Source organism: Rhodococcus sp. IEGM 27 (genome assembly GCF_033142305.1).
In the GTDB taxonomy this organism is placed as follows: domain Bacteria; phylum Actinomycetota; class Actinomycetes; order Mycobacteriales; family Mycobacteriaceae; genus Rhodococcus_F; species Rhodococcus_F oxybenzonivorans.
The window spans coordinates 261,109-273,472 of the sequence record NZ_JAWLSG010000001.1 but is presented as its reverse complement, the minus strand read 5'-3'; the positions used below and the strand labels follow the sequence as shown (position 1 = coordinate 273,472).

The 12,364-nt window shown below is 61.7% G+C and carries 12 protein-coding genes; 2 read left to right on the top strand and 10 right to left on the bottom strand.

All coding sequences use genetic code 11. The features are described 5' to 3' along the window. Positions 1-13: 13 nt before the first annotated feature. Positions 14-697, bottom strand: coding sequence for a TetR/AcrR family transcriptional regulator (locus R4P95_RS01230; protein ID WP_249353938.1), 684 nt, complete (start codon positions 695-697; stop codon positions 14-16). 168 nt (positions 698-865) lie between these two features. Here R4P95_RS01230 and R4P95_RS01225 point away from each other — a divergent pair, with 168 nt between their 5' ends. Beyond that, complete coding sequence (locus R4P95_RS01225) at positions 866-994, top strand: hypothetical protein (RefSeq protein ID WP_283254026.1); 129 nt, start codon at positions 866-868, stop codon at positions 992-994. Next, on the top strand, positions 991-1,704 hold the full coding sequence (locus R4P95_RS01220) for a carboxymuconolactone decarboxylase family protein (protein ID WP_317746685.1): 714 nt from the start codon (positions 991-993) through the stop codon (positions 1,702-1,704). The genes R4P95_RS01225 and R4P95_RS01220 overlap by 4 nt, the downstream gene beginning before the upstream one ends. A gap of 203 nt (positions 1,705-1,907) precedes the next feature. On the opposite strand, the gene R4P95_RS01215 is transcribed toward R4P95_RS01220, so the two are convergent. The 9 genes from R4P95_RS01215 to R4P95_RS01175 all read right to left on the bottom strand — a co-directional run bounded on the left by R4P95_RS01215 (position 1,908) and on the right by R4P95_RS01175 (position 12,294). Continuing rightward, a complete protein-coding gene (locus R4P95_RS01215; RefSeq protein WP_317746686.1) occupies positions 1,908-3,440 on the bottom strand; it encodes a 3,4-dihydroxy-2-butanone-4-phosphate synthase in 1,533 nt (510 codons plus the stop codon). Positions 3,441-3,812: 372 nt separating this feature from the next. Continuing rightward, the gene (locus R4P95_RS01210) at positions 3,813-4,961 is read right to left on the bottom strand and encodes a cytochrome P450 (RefSeq protein WP_213573004.1); all 1,149 of its coding nucleotides are present in this window, start codon (positions 4,959-4,961) and stop codon (positions 3,813-3,815) included. Between the two features lie 164 nt (positions 4,962-5,125). Continuing rightward, the gene (locus R4P95_RS01205) at positions 5,126-5,866 is read right to left on the bottom strand and encodes an SDR family oxidoreductase (RefSeq protein ID WP_213573003.1); all 741 of its coding nucleotides are present in this window, start codon (positions 5,864-5,866) and stop codon (positions 5,126-5,128) included. Between the two features lie 83 nt (positions 5,867-5,949). Beyond that, on the bottom strand, positions 5,950-6,273 hold the full coding sequence (locus R4P95_RS01200; protein WP_109328131.1) for a 2Fe-2S iron-sulfur cluster-binding protein: 324 nt from the start codon (positions 6,271-6,273) through the stop codon (positions 5,950-5,952). Between the two features lie 14 nt (positions 6,274-6,287). Continuing rightward, complete coding sequence (locus R4P95_RS01195; protein WP_317746687.1) at positions 6,288-7,607, bottom strand: NAD(P)/FAD-dependent oxidoreductase; 1,320 nt, start codon at positions 7,605-7,607, stop codon at positions 6,288-6,290. A gap of 508 nt (positions 7,608-8,115) precedes the next feature. Next, the gene (locus R4P95_RS01190) at positions 8,116-9,327 is read right to left on the bottom strand and encodes a PucR family transcriptional regulator (protein ID WP_317746688.1); all 1,212 of its coding nucleotides are present in this window, start codon (positions 9,325-9,327) and stop codon (positions 8,116-8,118) included. Between the two features lie 518 nt (positions 9,328-9,845). Then, positions 9,846-10,619, bottom strand: a complete 774-nt coding sequence (locus R4P95_RS01185) for a deoxyribonuclease IV (RefSeq protein ID WP_317746689.1) — start codon at positions 10,617-10,619, stop codon at positions 9,846-9,848. 532 nt (positions 10,620-11,151) lie between these two features. Further along, positions 11,152-11,631 (bottom strand): nucleoside deaminase, encoded by a 480-nt coding sequence (locus R4P95_RS01180; RefSeq protein ID WP_317746691.1) that lies wholly within the window; start codon positions 11,629-11,631, stop codon positions 11,152-11,154. Positions 11,632-11,634: 3 nt separating this feature from the next. Further along, positions 11,635-12,294, bottom strand: a complete 660-nt coding sequence (locus R4P95_RS01175) for a TetR/AcrR family transcriptional regulator (RefSeq protein ID WP_213572998.1) — start codon at positions 12,292-12,294, stop codon at positions 11,635-11,637. Positions 12,295-12,364 lie beyond the last annotated feature (70 nt).

Genomic DNA, 12,364 nt, shown 5'->3' with positions numbered 1-12,364 from the left:
ACGCTGGACGGATCTAAGCGGGTTTGGCCAGTGCGCCCTGGAAGAACAACGCGCAGAACGCGTCAATGGTCTGTCTGGCGTCAACCCTGTGCGAGCCAGGCTTGAGCCACCGATGGGTCCAGTTGATCATCCCGAACAACGCTTTCGCCATCAGTGCAGTAGGAACATCTTTACGAAAGGTTCCCTCTGCCACCCCCTGCTCGAGGACGCCGGCAACGATTGCCTCGAAACGCTTCGTCTTCCGGAGCATGTCCTTGGCCCACGGGGTCGACTGGAACTCGAGCTTCGCCATGTCCTCCTGGATATACAGGTAGATGTAGGGATAGTTGTTCTCGTACGAGAGCATCAGTAATTCGACGAGTCGACGGAGCTTCTCAGGGGCGTCGGCGTCGATCTCCGCGATCTCTGTTCCAGCAGAAACGTTATCGTCGAGAACGCCGATCACAACGTCCTGAAACAGGGCCTGGAACAATTCCTTCTTACTGGCGAAGTAGTAGTAGATCGACGCCCGATCGGTTCCGAAACGCTCCGCAATGTCGTTCAACGTGGCGGCGTCGTAACCCTTTTCCTGGAACACATCAGCCGCCGTTTGGAGGAGTTCACGGCGTTTCGCCTGATAGCTGGGGCTGCTGTCATTCTGCGCGCTACGGCGGCGCCGGCTCATACCGCTGCTTCTCGTCACTGGTGTTCTGGCCACGTAGGGGATGCTACGCGGCGGAAGACGGGAAATCCATCAACGTTGATGTAAATCTACTTCAACGTTGATTGACACGGTGTTCGCGATCGCATAGCGTCGGAAGGCGGAAAACACGAGTTCTGTGGCCTCACCCAGAAGCCGCTGTACCGACTCACGAGCGAGGCCGACATGACGAATACCGACGACGGGGAACGGATCACGTCCGTCGGTGGTTCCGTGGTGTGCGGTACTCGCCGTAGTCCCGATGAAGCCACCGTTATCGTCCGATTGCTGCACACGGAAGCCGTCCCGCGGTGACCGAGTCCGAGGGCCCGCCCGACTCTGCGCGGCCGTCGGTACCGTCCATCCGCGATGAAGTTTCGCTCGATCAACTGCGCGCCGTTGCCGACGCGTACCTCAATGACGTCGGCGACGGGGAACCGTTGGACCCGCTGACCCGCGCGCTGGTCGAACTCGCAGTCCGCGCGTCCGTGACCACTATGGATATCGTGGGTGCCGAACGCTACATGCAGGAGGCGCTCGACCTGGGAGCGACCGCGGATCAAGTCCACGAGGTACTCATGCTGGTGTCGGGGCTCGGAGTGCACACCCTCTTCGCAACCGCCGAACACCTCCACGCTCTCACCTCGGAACGGCACAACGAGCAGGCGAATTCAGCGCTCGATGCCGACCAGCGTCTCCTCTGGGAGCGATACGTAGGAAGCGACCCCTACCGTCAGCGCCTAGAGGATGAGCTACCTGGTTTCCTTGCTGCGCTGATACGGATCTCTCCCGAAGGATTCGCTGCATTCTGCGAGTATTGCGGTCTCCCATGGAAGACGAAAAACGTGCGCGCCGTCACCAAAGAACTTATTGCCCTGGCGGTGGATGCAACGCCGACCCATCGTTTTCTTCCCGGCATGAAGCTGCACCTGCGCAATGCGATCGAACTCGGCGCCGGCCGCATCGCGATACTGGAGGTCCTCCTGATCGCATCCCACGCGCCACCGCACAGGGGAGTGCGCTGACCGTCTCTATGGGGCCGCAACCAGGGTTGAGGAGGTCGCAACCACGGTTGAGCGCAGCCAGTCGTGACACGTCGTCTGGATTCTGCGGAGTCGCGACGAAGGTTCTGGAGCGGTCACTGATCGAGGATCGCGCCAGCCGCCGAACTATGGCACGCATTCATCACGTCGCTGATCGGTTCCGTCTCCGTCAGGGATCCGCTCAGCTATCCGGCGGTGGGATAAGTGTCGGACAGAAGCTCCTTGGTGCGCCGAACATCGTCCTCGAGCGCGGCAATGAGTTCTTCCTTCGAGGCGAAGGTCGCTTGGCCGCGAATCCAGTATTCGAGATGCACGGTGACTTCGAGGTCATAAAGATTCTCATCGAAATCGAGTAGATGTGCCTCCAGCAATCGCGTCCCCACACGGCCGTAGAATGTCGAACGTCGACCGATCGAGACTGCGGCGGGGATCGACCTGCCATCGGGAAGCGCGCAGTGACCTGCCCACACGCCATCCACCAGGTGAGCCTCGGACGAGGGACTCCCCGCTTCGGTGTCGAGTTCGAGATTCGCGGTGGGGAAGCCGAGTTCACGACCCCGCTGGTCACCATGTCGCACCAGCCCGGCGACGGTGTGTGCGGTGCTTGTCGTAGTGCAGGTCCGTGCCTTCACAGTCGAACCCGCATCAGCTTGGGACAGCACCGACGCCTCGATTCCCATGATCTCCAGGGTCCCGAGAAGATCGGCTGGCGGGTCCAGCAGCTGCAACGACGAAATTCCGAGCTCTCGGATTACCTGTGCAATGTCCGCATTCCGGTCAATGCGTCTGCGGTCCTGCTGCTCTGAGGTGAGGGTGTACGAATCGAGGTCGTTCGTGTTGCGTTCGATCAGTACTACGCCGTCACCGTGTGCGGCTATCCGCGCAAACATGGCCTGACGATCAGGGTCTGTGGAGTCGGCATGCGGGGCGAAGTCTGATTCGCGGTGAACGTGGATCCATGGCGCGTCCGCACTCTGGGGTCGACCGATTCGGTAGGCGATGTAATCGGTGCCGGTCACTTCACTCCGAAATCCGGAGGTGAGTAGCTCGCCGTAAGGGCTTTCCCGAGTGATGGTGAAGGTGCATCGGACGTGTAGTTCGGATACCCGGCGATAGATGACAACGTCGTCCGCAGACAACCATGTCAATTGTTGTGCCTGAGCGAAATCACGGGTTTCGTCCTCGTTCGCGATGCGGGTGGGATCTTTCTCCGAGACGAGCGCAGCAAAGGCGCCGACCGGTCGTAGACCGGCCGCACGAGCGAGGTCCGTTACGACTTCCGCTGGACCGCGGGTCTCGAGTACCCCGTTCTCGCGCGCCCGGGCCGGTACGACATGGCCGGGGCGGGTGAAGTCGCCGGTCGCGCTGTCGGGGTTGGCGAGCATTGCGAGGGTGCGTGCCCGGTCGGCGGCAGAAATCCCCGTACCCACCCCAGCGATCGCATCCACCGAGACGGTATACCAGTCGCTGGCCTGGTCCGGGATCGTCCCCACCATCGGTGGCAACCCGAGACGTTCGCAGACACGCCGGGTGACCGCCGCACAGACGAAACCAGAGCTATGGCGGACCATCGATGCGAGCGCGGCAGGGGATGCCTTCTCCGCCGCCAAGAGCAGGTAGCCATCGGGATCGCCGCCCGCACTGCCCGCGAGCGCAACGGTCCGGCCGGCGGCGAGGTCGGACAGAGCTTGCTGGACTCGGGTCACCGAATTACTCATGCGTGCATCTCCAATCTTGGGGGCGAACGGACGTCGGAGTCCTGCCTTGGTCACGTTCTCGTAAGGCGGCGTTTCCCCTGTGACCAGAATCGCAGCTGCGTCGCGACTTGTCAACGTCAACGTAGATGTGCGCACTGGGAGGATTCTCCTCGGTGATCGATCGGTTCGATGTCGAGTCATCGCGACGGGCAGACACATGCGGAACGACAGCGCCCGCGGCGAGGGAGTGGCTCACGGCGAATAAGGGGAGACCCTTGATAGCCGTGAGGCCACTCCCTCGGCGGCATCCGCTACGAATGCCACCTACGGTGCACTGCCCTCGTTCCTGAGAGGCGTTGATCGGCCAGTATGTCGATCGCGGCGTGTCTTCGATTAATCAGTAGTCCACTGCAATGGAACCGATGTCATGGAGCTCACGATTCCTGACTGGAAGCCCACCCCCGACGGGTCGGCAACCTCGAATTCGGGAATCTGCCCCAACCACTCCTCCAAGGTCGTCTGAATTTCGACACGCGCCAAATGAGCGCCCGCACAATGGTGTACGCCGTGACCGAACGTAATGTGGTCGATTTCCTCCCGACCGAAGTCGACATCCATCGGGCACTTGTTCTTGCGGTCGTCGAGACCGTAGAGCATGGTCGGCAACGCCACCATGTCGCCCGCTTTGAGATCGACGCCGTCGATGGTGATGTCCTTCTTGATCAGGCGGGCATCGGATACCAATCCGAAGCGCCGCAGCAACTCCTCGGTGGCGGTCGGTATCAGCTGGGGATCAGCGACAAGGGCGCGCCGCTCCTCAGGATGCGTGGCCAGGAAGTGCATCGTGAAGCTCAAGAAGTTCACCACGGTGTCCAGCCCTGCCAGCAGAAGAAGGCCGCAGATTTTCAGTGCCTCGTCCTTGGTGATCGGTCGGCCGTTGACCTGGCTTTGCACGACGGTGCTGATCGCGTCATCGCCCGGATTCTCCGTACGAGCGTCGATAAAGGGTGACAGGTACTCGAAGAAGAGATCGATTGCCTCGCCCATACTCATCGAGCCGTCAGGCCTGGTCATCTGATCCCCGATGTACTTCAGCTTCGGGGCATCGCTGAGCGGAAGGTCCACGATCATGAGAAAGATCTTGATCGGGAAGACCTCCGCGTACTCCTTGGTGAAGTCGCAACTGCCGGTGGTGCGGATGTCCCCAATCAGTGCCCGTGCGGTCTCCCTGATGTCATCGCCGATGCGGTCGATGGTATGGGGTCCGACGCTCGCGTTGAGAATGCGCCGATACGGTCGCTGCTCGGGCGGATCCATCGATGTGGGAATGAAACTGTATTGTTCGCCCGCCTCGCGGGGCAGGAAGGGGCATTCGCTCGAAAAGTGCTCGAAGTCCGTGAACATTTGCTGGATCAGTGAGCCCCGCGTTGCAATCCAGTGCCCACCGTTGTGGGGAGTCCACACGAGATCGCGCATGCCGGGATCCTGGAGGTGCTTCCATGCCTCCTGGGCGCCTTGGTCGATGTGGGGCGGGTTGAACATGTCGAAATCAACCACCCGGTCCGGCGAAACATTCGCCGGCAAGTTACTTGCGGGGGTTGGGACGATCGTTTCAGGTGCTGTTCCCATTATTCGCTCACTTCCGCTATAGCTTGTTGGTGATGTGGGACCGTTCGGTCTCTGTTGCTGTCTATCTTCAGGTGGTGCTATTTCGAGCTGAGCGGCCCCATGCCCGCCAGTTCCCCTCCATCGATGAGGAATTCGGCCCCAGTAACGAAGCTGGATTCGTCGCTGGCGAGGTAGATGATCAGTTGTGAAACCTCCTCGACGCTGCCCATGCGTTTCATCGGGTTGAAGTCCGCCACATCCAAGTCGGCGTTCATCGGCGTCGATACGGTCCCGGGATGGACGGAGTTCGACCGAACGCCGTGCTGGGCCAGTTCGAGCGCGACCGATTTGGTCAGACCACGCACGGCGAACTTGGAGGCCGTGTAGCCGTGAAGTTCGGCGATGCCTTGGAAGCCGGCGGTCGACGAAATATTGATGATGGACGATGGCGCAGACGAAATCAGCGACGGCGTGGCGGCTTTGATGCCCAGGAACGGTCCGGTCTGATTCACGGCGATGATGTCGTCCCATTCCTTGATGGAATAGTCGGTCAGCGACCCCATATTGACGATGCCCGCGTTGTTCACGAGGACGTTCAGCTTGCCGAACGTCCTCACTGACAGGTCGACAGCGTTTTGCCAATCGGCGTAATCGGTAACGTCGAGTCGTGTGTAGACCGCCTTGTCCGCTCCCAGTTCCTTTGCCAGACTTTCGCCCTCGTCATCAAGGATGTCGCCGATGACGACCTTCCCGCCCTCGGCGACGATCATTCGAGCGTGGGAAGCGCCCATACCTCGTGCGCCGCCCGAGATGAGTGCGACCTTGTCCTGCATTCTCATGTGAGCTCCTTCATCTGTCTGTCGACGTGTGCGGCATTAAGAACCGCTGATCAGTACTGTTTGGTTTGCGTCTGTTCGGTCAACTACCACTGGGTCGGGGCGACTTCGACGGTGATTCCGTCGAGGTGGTCGTGCATCGCGATCTGGCAGCTCAATCGGCTGTTGTCTTGCACGGGGGAGGAGGCGCATTCGAGCATCTCTTGCTCGTTGGAATCCATGGGAGTGAGCTTGTCGAGGAACTCCTGCTCCACGTAGACGTGGCAGGTTGCGCAGGCGCCGCTGCCACCACAGTCACCCACGATCGAACGGATGCCGTGCCCGACTGCAGCTTGCATAAGAGTGGTTCCGGACGCGACGCTCAGTTCGTCGTGGTTTCCGTCAGGGGAGATGAAGGTTGCTTTCGGCATGGTCGGTAAACCTCCTAGGTTCTGGCTGTGGAACTTGCAATTGACGGTTGTGTCGAAGTGACGAGATCCCGGAGCGAAACGTCGCTCGCTGCGAGCAGGTCCGCGGTCACAGGAATTCGCTCCGAGATAAGTCGCTTGGACACGTTGAAATCGGCAGGTCGGTTGATTGTGTCCACCGCAAGCACTCGGTCACCCACTACGTAGAAGGCGCTGAAGGAACGGTCTTCGGGCCTTCCTCGTAACACCAAGCGGTCGTACCCTTCCGACAGGCCGACCATCTTCAGATTCAGGTCGTACTGATCGGACCAGAACCATGGAGCGCCAGTCGGGCGGGTCGGCTTGTCGCACAGTACGGCAGCGGCGTTGCGTGCCTGTTCGAGTGCGTTGGGGACCGACTCGACACGGACGAAGCGGTCGTACAAATGGCTGTACTGGCGAACACAATCTCCTACAGCCATGATGTGGGGATCAGCTGTGCGAAGGTCGTCGTCGACCACGATGCCGTTATCGACCTCGAGGCCTGCTTCTGCGGCCAATTCACTGTTCGGTATCAGCCCGATACCAACGACGACCAGATCGGCGGCGAGTCGTGTGCCATCCGAGCAGCGAACTGCTTCGATGCGGCCGTCTCCTCGAGTCTCCAGCCCTTCTACCACGCAGTTGGTAAGGATATTGACCCCCGCCTCACGGTGAACGGCCTCGTAATATTCGGAGATCGGCTGTGCAGTAACGCGAGCTAGTACGCGGGACGCAGCCTCCAGCACGGTGACGGTCATGCCGATCCGGACGGCGGCCGCGGCCACCTCCAAACCGATGTATCCGGCGCCGATGATAACGACGCTCCGTTGGGGGCGCAGTTCATCTCGAAGCGCGTCTGCATCAGTCCTTGTGCGGAGATAGTGGAGATTCGAGGGCTTCTGGGGAAGCGCGTCTGCGACCGGAAGCGTCCGCGGTCGGCCTCCCGTTGCAAGAATCAGCTCGTCGTATCCGATTTCGGTACCGTCGGACATTGCGACCTTGCGATGCTTGCGGTCGATCGCCTGAGCGCGATGGCCTGCGTGGAGGGTGATCGCACTGCGTTCATATGCCACGTCGCCCCGCAGGTGCAATGATTCTGCGGTGACTTCACCCTTGAGGTAGGTCTTCGAGAGGGGTGGTCGATGGTATGGCTGAAACCTCTCGTCACCCAGCAGGGTGATAGGTCCCTCCCATCCGGAGGTGCGTGCGGCAAATGCCGCTTCGGTACCACCGCAGCCATTGCCTATGACAAGCAGGTGTCGGTTCGACATCTGGAAGTCCCCTTCTCTGTTTTCTTTCGCGAACGAACCGGTCACGCGGGCGTCCGGCTGTTCCCGGACGGTGAGCTACCCGTCAAAGCGTTCTGTCTTCTGCTTTTGCGGCGGTAGCGTTGGTGGCATGAAATCTTTCGTCTCCGAGAGGTTCTGGCCGCCTCCCGGCTCTGTGTCCACACATGTCGTCGCGTCGGCAGGATTGAAGTTGTTACTTAGACGCTAAGAGGGTGCCGGCGGCATATCACCGTGCTGGCCGCACACAGATGTGGTCCAGTTTTGTGCGCCCCATCACATTCGGTAACGGCTGTGTGGGCTGTCATAATCTGGGCTGCGTCCGACACTCACCGGCGGCGGCTGCATTGGTGCGCGACAGACCTCAGTTGCCGACTGCACGTTGCCCAGGTGTCCGGCATGAGCGTGCGCGAGCACCGGCACCGAGCGTGCGACTAGGTGATCGCTTCCTCGCGTGGCCCCTACAGGAAGCAGAGACGCCCTTCGCGGGTCGTCCGACGTGTCCGGTTGCCTCTCGGTGCCGGCTATAGACCAGTAATCAGGATGTCCCGGCTTTGTCCGGGTCCGGAGCGAGCACCGCCCCGCCGAGCCAGAAGCACAACTCTAGAGCGTTCTCGAGTTCCAGCCGTCTTTCGCGCACGTTCTGGCAGAGCTGATCTTCGATTTTGTGGATCCTGTAGACGACGGAGTTCCTGTGCATGTGCAACTCAGTGGCGGTGGCGGCATAACTCCCACCGGTGCGAAGGAATTCACGCAATGTAGTGCGTAGATCCTCGGCCGCCGGATCATCAGCGGCCAACGGACCCAGAACTTCGGCGACCCAGGCGCGAGTCGCGCTGAGGTCGCTGCACATCAGCGCGACCGCGCCGATATCGGCAATGGAAATGATTCGTGGGGTCGGGACGCGCGAGGCCTGGGCAACAGTTCGAGCTTGATTGGCCTGGGAGTGAGTGCGGACGAACCCGGCGACGCCCTTCTGAGGTGCACCAACCGCCACCGAAACTGGCTGGTCCCAATTCGCTGTGATCGAAGCGAATTTCTCGAGGTCGAGGTTGTCTTGTTGTCCAAGGGGTAGCCAAGCCCATCCGGTGTGTTCGTCGCGCGGCTCGAACAGCGGGTGGCCGGAGATGCCTAGGTGCCGGGCGAGTGCAATTACCGCTCCTTCATGATGACTGAGCTCGTCATCGGGCCTTTCGCTCCGTACTGTCCACACGATCACCCCGATGTGGTATTGGTTGAGGCGGTAGCCAAGTGCTGCCTCGGCTGAAGCGATATCGATCGCTTGGTTGCCCAGTATGTCCTTGATACGTGCGGAGCGGGAGGCGCTCCGCCGAAGCCGCCATGCATCTCGCTCAGCCTCATACGTCGTCAACAAATTCTGGGCAATCAGGTTGACGTGGGCAGATACCAGTGTGGTGATCTCCAATGCAGCCTGTGCGGTTACGGCCGCGTCGTCACTGCGGATCGCCAGCTCCCGAAGGCACCATCGAACAACACTGTCCTGGTACAGGCGGTAGGCGTGCTCCAGTGCGGTGATCGGAATCTCGCGTTGGGCGAGTAGTCGGGCAAGTTCATTCGCAGGTTCGGACGGATCAACCTGATCGATCTCGATTTCGTGTCGAAGTATCCGCATGGTGATGGCGAAGTTGTGTGCGGCACCAGCGTTCAACTGTTCGACAATGGGCTCGTCGGCGGTGAACTCAGCGATCTCGAAAGTGAGTCGTGCGACGATCTCGTCCGCGATTTCCACGAGGTTTCTGTCCGCGGCCCTTGTGATGGCGAGGATTACTTCGTGGACACCGATGCCCGAATATGCCACCCACTCGCCGACGCCGTCAGCTCTCTTCATCCGCAAACTCTTTTCTCGAACGTGTGACAAGAATACTGACCACCAGGCACCGAGGTTCGTCGATGGGCACCGCACATCGTGCTGGGGCGCGCCCAAGCGATCGCGACGGCTGCGGCTCGGCCATGATCTCGACCGACACAGTATCTGTTGACCGAGTCGTCCGCCGATGGCTTTGCCTCATATGCATACCCGCCGGTCCACCCCTGGCGAAGCTGCGACTCACCCAGATACGTTGGGCAGTACCAACCGGTTGACTGTCTACGTGGCCAGTTACGTGTGCAGTGATGTCAAGGTACCTCCGGTGTGGATCCACACCAGGCGGTGCTGAAAAGTCTGGCAACTTCGGCCCGAATACGTGAACGTGGATGAATGGGCCCTCGCGTGCACTCCCCGGCTCGTCCCGCGGTTAGCCATACCGGCTAGCTTCCGACCGTCTCCCGGAGAAAAGCCAGATCTTCGGCGAGTCCTTCACCCGGCGTTTCGAGGACTACGGGTGCGTCTGCCGTGCGTACGACCTCGGCGAGCAGTTCCGGGTCGATGGTTCCGTCGGCGAGGTTGGCGTGCCGGTCCCGCGCGGAGTTGAACTCGTCCCGCGAGTTGTTGAGGTGCACGAGGTCGATGCGTCCGGTGATGGCCTTGATCCGCTCGACCACACCCACCAGGTCTTCACCGCCGGCCCAGGCGTGGCAGGTGTCGAGGCAGAAGCCGGCACCGAAGTCGCCGACCTCCTGCCACAACCTGTCGATCGCGTCGAAGTGGCGGGCCATCGCGAAGTCGCCACCTGCCGTGTTCTCGATGAGGATCGGAACCGGGAAACCGCCCTTGTCGGCTTGGCGCTCGAAGAGTTTGCGCCAGTTGACTATCCCTTCGCTGACGTCCTCACCGTCGCGGACGTGGCCGCCGTGCACCACCAGTCCGAATGCGCCGATGTCTGCGGCGGCCTGAGCTTGCTGCGCCACAGCGTTACGTGAGGGCATACGGAGCCGGTTGTTGAGGCTCGCCACGTTGATCACGTAGGAGGAGTGGACGACGACGTCGATGGGGCTCTCGCGGATCTCGTCGGTCCGCGGATGCGTGGGCGGTTTGTTCCACTTCTGGGGGTCGGTGAGGAACATCTGGATGATGTCTGCCCCCAGGCGCTCGCCGTATCCAATCGGATCGTCGTCCTGGCGGACATGTGCTCCTATGCGCATGCACTCAGGGTAGGGGGTGGGTGTCGGGTGTGGGGCGCAACACCTGGCCGGAATGCGGTCGATTCGGGACGCACGGACCCGGACACGCCGACACCCCTCGCTCCGTGTGCGGGGCGAGGGGCTCTGTGTCGGCTGGTCTTTGTCAGGCGGGCGGCGGTGGCGGGGGCGGCGGCGGAGGTGGCGGCTGCGCTGGTCCGCCGGGCGTCGATGTGCAGAACTGGCAGCTGTCTCCGAGGTCCTTGGGTAGTGGCTTCGGATTCGGCTGATGGCAGTTGACCTTGCAGGGAGGCTCGGCGGAAGCCACAGCCGCCGGACCCACCATCCCGATCGACAATGCAGCGGCGGCTCCTACGAGCGCTGCGATCACGCGGGTTCGGGGTGAACGACTCTTCGACATCTGGTGTTCCTTCTCGGAGGCGGCGAGGGTGTCAGCTCGGTGTTTCTGACGTGATTCCATCTTGTGCGAGCGTGCTCGGTACCGATACCGACCCCGGGGTGAGGATCAGGCCACCCTGCGCAGAGCAGGCTTCCCTCAGTCGGCGACCCCGATGTCCTCGTTCCACAGTTCCGGCTGGGTCTCGATGAACTCGGTCATCAAGTCGATGCAGTGCTGATCGCGGAGAACCGTCACATCGACCCCGTGCTCCCGGAGCCATTCGTGCCCTCCGGTGAAGGTGACGCTCTCGCCGATGATGACCGCCCCGATGTTGAACTGGCGGATCAGTCCACTGCAGTACCAGCACGGCGACAGCGTCGTCACCATGACGGTCGAGCGATAGTCACGCTGACGTCCGGCGGCCCGGAAGGCATCGGTTTCACCGTGCACCGAGGGGTCGTCGTGTTGGACGCGACGGTTGCGGCCACTGCCGAGGAGGTCTCCGTTGCCGGCGAAGAGGGCGGCGCCGATCGGGATGCCGCCCTCCCGGGCGCCCAGTTCCGCTTGGGCAACCGCGGCCGCGAGCAATTCTTCCGGATCGAGGGTGAGTCGGGTGGGCTTCGGCGACGTCGACATCCGTCAGCGCTCCGCTGTTCCGGAACTCTGCAGGATCGCTATCGCTGCCCGCGTCATCATCGGAGCAAGCGACGGAAGACTGTGCCCGTCACGCGCGCGCAGATTCGTGCGCAACAGTTCGTCGAAGCCCCCGACAAGTAGCCGCAGAAGGTCGTCGGGCAGGTGGGGGAGCGTGCGATCTTGCTGACGGGCGAGCTGATGAAGTCCGCGCATTCGATCGAGAAGACTGTCGAACATCGCCTCGCGGGCCTGCCGAAGCTCGGGGGTGGCGAACGTCTGCACAGTGAGGGCATACGCTGCGCCGGGTTGTGCGGCCAGGACTTCGAGGTATCGCTGAATGTGGGCGCGCAGCTGCAGCTGCCAGGGCAGCGAGGTGTCTGTGGCCGCGTCGAGTTCTTCCGCCATGATCCGGGTCGCGAGCGCGCACACGGCGACGAAGCACTCACCCTTGTTCGCATAGAACTCGTAGAACGTGCGTCGGGACACGCGCGCGGAAGTGATGATGTCGGCCACTGTTGCTGCCGCGTAGCCTTTTTCGGCCAGAACGTCGAGGGCGGCAATGTCGATGCGGTACCGCTGGGAGGCCGCTACCGCCGTCGGGTCGAGCCGATGGCGGCCTGCGGGAAGTGGCTCAATGGCTGTGGATCCTGCCGACTCGCGCATGGTGCCAGGGTAGACGCGCACCGAGCCTGTTCGGCGTCGCTACACCCTCGGCACCGTTTCGGCGCGGTGC